The following is a 3351-nucleotide window of genomic DNA, read 5'->3' as shown; positions in this document are numbered from 1 at the left end:
CATTCTTGGGGTGCGACTTGCCGGTTGGGCTGCCCCTTAGAAAAAATGTCATCAAGTAGGTACCCTATTCGGAACTTGCCGAGTAGACCGCTTGATTGGCAGCTCGCGACCTGCGGTTTTGTTGGCGCTTGAGGCCGCATGCATTGCAGGGGACCAATGAGGATACCGACTTGACGATGATTTTTGATGCGGAAGCCCTCTGACGGTCCGTCCGACCCCGCTCGGGCCTGTTGCGGGCTGCTAACCTAGGTCACGAAGAGCCGCGAGAGGGGACAAACGTGATCAAGGCCGCATTCTTTGACGTCGACGGCACGCTGCTGAGCAAGTCGACCAACCACCTCATTCCGCCATCGACCAAGGCGGCGCTTGCCGAGCTGCGCCGCCGTGGCGTCAAGTGCGTGCTGTGCACGGGTCGTCCGCCCATTCAGCTGCCGCCCTGCATCGCCGAGGGCTTTCCGGGCTTCGAGGGCGGCTTCGACGCCTACGTCACCATGACGGGCTCGCTGTGCTACGACGCCGGGGGCACCTACTTTGACGTGCGCATTGACCGTGACCTCTGCGAGCGTCTGGTCGAGCAGATAGAGGCCGGTGCGTTCGACGCCATTGTCCTCACGCGCGAGAACTCCTGGGCCAGCTGCGATTCCGAGCGCATCCACGAGCTCGAGCGCATGGTGGCCAGTACCTATCCCATCCGCGACCCACGTTTGTCGCTCGACGAGGGCATCTACCAGTTCTGCGTCTTTGTGCCGCCCGCGGAGCAGGGTCGGGTCGAGCAGATCATGAGCGACTGCATCGTGGCCCGCTGGTGCGACCTGTTCTGCGACGTGGTGCCCGCCACCAGCAGCAAGCCTGCGGGCGTGCGCGCCACGATGGAGCACTTTGGCTTGGAGGGCGCCGGGGCCATCGCCTTTGGCGACGGCGGCAACGACGCCACGATGCTCCAGTACTGCACGGTGGGCGTGGCTATGGGCAACGGCACCGACGAGGCCAAGGCGGCCGCCGACTACGTCACCGACAACATCGAGGACGATGGCATCGCAAACGCCCTGCGTCACTTTGGACTGATCGACTAGCGCGGCGCGTCCGCGGGTAAGGAGGCTTTCATGAGCGAGTTCGAGGAGCTGGCACGTCGTGCCGAGAGGGACTTTGATCTGAGCGACTTTGTCCGCGTGGTGAGGGGGTGCCGCACCTTTCGCCGCTTCGATGAGGGAGACCCCATCCCCGAGGCCCTCATGATCGAGCTGGTTGACCTCGCGCGCGTGGTGGCGAGCGGCGCCAACCGCCTGCCGCTGCGCTATCGCATCGTGAGTGCCGCCTCCGAGCGCGACGCCGTGTTTGCCCAGCTTGCGTGGGCGGGCGCCCTCAAGGACTGGGATGGCCCCGCGCAGGGGGAGCGCCCCACCGGCTACATCGTGATCTGCGATGCGGGGCACGGCGCCACCACGGCGGTCGACGAGGGCATCGCCGCCCAGACGGTCATGCTCGCCGCGCGCCAGGCGGGCTATGGCGGCTGCATGCTCCACGCGTTCAACAAGCAGAAGGTGAGCGAGGCGCTGGGCCTCGAGGCCGCCGACGTGGTGCCCCTCATGGTGGTGGCCCTGGGCCGTCCGGCCGAGGAGGTGGTGCTCGAGCCGCTTGAGGCCTCGCCCGACGGGACCACCACCTACTGGCGTGACGACGCGAGCGTCCATCACGTTCCCAAGCTCTCGCTGGAGCAGGCGCTCGTCTAGCAACTTGGGACAGAACAGCCCAGAGCCTTATCGTCCCAAACCGCAGGAAAAGTGGGACAGAAAAGCTACGGGCTTAATTGTCCCACTATTCCTGCTGTTGCCCTACTGCTGCAGGGACTCTAGGCCGAGAAGCGCGGCACCAATGGCTCCGCACAGCTGCGAGCTGGGGTTTGTTGCCACAGGCGCCCCGAGCACGTCCTCGAGCGCGCGCACGACGCCCTCGTTTTGGGCCACGCCGCCGGTCATGAGGTAGGCGGGCTCGGCCTTGGCGCGCCTCGCGAGCGCGGCCGTCTTGGTCGCCACGCTCATGTCGAGGCCGTGCACGATGTCGGCCACAGGCGTGTCGTCGGCCACGAGGGTGATGACCTCGCTCTCGGCAAAGACCGTGCACATGCTCGAGATCTTGACGTCGTGCTTCCACTCGAGGCCCACGCGGCAGAACTCGTCGAGCGTAAGCTCCATGGCACGGGCCGTGGCCTCGAGGAAGCGCCCGGTGCCGGCCGCGCACTTGTCGTTCATCACGAAGTTGGCGACGCCGCCCGCCTCGTCGAGGTGGATGACCTTGGAGTCCTGGCCGCCGATGTCGATGACGGTGCGAGCCTCGGGCATGAGGTGGTGCGCGCCGCGGGCGTGGCAGGTGATCTCGGTGATGGCGCAGTCCATGCCCTCGATGTTGTCGCGGCCGTAGCCGGTGGCGACGCGCAGGGTGAGGTCGTCGTTGGAGAGGCCCGCCTGCTTGAGCACCTCGTCGATGGCGCGGCGTGCGCCCGCGGAGGCCTTGGCGCCCGTGGGCACGATGACGCTCGCCACTATCTGGCCGTCGCCGTCCGCCACCACGGCGTCGGTCGAGGTGGAGCCCGAGTCGATGCCCAGCACGTAGATAGGGCCGTCGACGGGCGCCGTCACGCCCGTGGCGCCCGTCTCGGCCACGTCGTGGAGCGTCTCGTCGAACGCCTTGAGCCTCGTGCGCAGCTGGCCCGCGCTCTGGCGCGTGCCGTCGGTCTCGATCTTGAGCATGGGAACCTCGCTTGCCCGTGTGGCCTCGAGGTACTCGAAGCCGTAGTAGTCGCAGAACTTCATGGTGTGGTAGATGACGCCTTGCTGGCCCGGCGCGCCCACGAGCGCGGACCTCTCGGCCGCGTCTGCCATGCGCATACACGGCAGCTGATTGAGCAGGGCGTCCGCGTACCAGTCGAGAAAGGCGCCGAGGTCGTCGCGGGGTGCGGCGGGGGTGGCGTCGCGTGCGGTCGCGTCGCCCGTGGCATCGCCTGCGTCCGCGCAGCCGTGGCAGGCGGGCGCCGGCGCGCGCACGAGCGAGGGCGGTGGGCTCGCCACCTGCCTGAATCCGGTGCAGGTGCCGTTCTCGACGTGGAGCGACAGCTCGTCGCGGCAGGTGTCGATGAGCGACAGCGGCGCATGGGCGCCCAGGAGGGTCACGCGCTCGTCGGTGCGGGGCACGGGCGCGTCAAAGCTCGCGCAGGCCCGGGCGATGTCGAACTCGCGGCCGCTCCAGGTGGCGAAGGCGTCGGCGAGAGCGCGCAGCTGCGCGCGGAAGCGGGCGACCTCGCGAGGCCCGCGCAGATGCGGCAGGGCGACGAGCCACAAAAAGTCGAGGGATCCC

At 67.8% G+C, this 3351-nt stretch carries 3 protein-coding genes; 2 read left to right on the top strand and 1 reads right to left on the bottom strand.

Annotation, left to right across the window (positions count from 1 at the left end; genetic code table 11):
• The first annotated feature begins 278 nt into the window (after positions 1–278).
• The gene (locus AC1VTH_RS07490; RefSeq protein WP_481335517.1) at positions 279–1073 is read left to right on the top strand and encodes a Cof-type HAD-IIB family hydrolase; all 795 of its coding nucleotides are present in this window, start codon (positions 279–281) and stop codon (positions 1071–1073) included.
• Positions 1074–1103: 30 nt separating this feature from the next.
• Positions 1104–1730 (top strand): nitroreductase family protein, encoded by a 627-nt coding sequence (locus AC1VTH_RS07485; protein ID WP_481335516.1) that lies wholly within the window; start codon positions 1104–1106, stop codon positions 1728–1730.
• A gap of 102 nt (positions 1731–1832) precedes the next feature.
• Here the strand turns inward: AC1VTH_RS07485 and AC1VTH_RS07480 are convergent.
• Positions 1833–3351: acyl-CoA dehydratase activase (locus AC1VTH_RS07480; RefSeq protein WP_481335515.1), on the bottom strand; the 1519-nt coding region annotated here is incomplete at its 5' end.

It is taken from the genome of Parolsenella sp. (assembly GCF_982402205.1).
Note: the sequence above shows the minus strand (reverse complement) of the source record. Positions and strands in the feature narration are given on the sequence as shown.

Excerpts from the sequence above, each read along its gene's own strand:
- AC1VTH_RS07485 (WP_481335516.1), top strand. The coding sequence starts at position 1,104 with ATGAGCGAGTTCGAGGAGCTGGCACGTCGTGCCGAGAGGGACTTTGAT.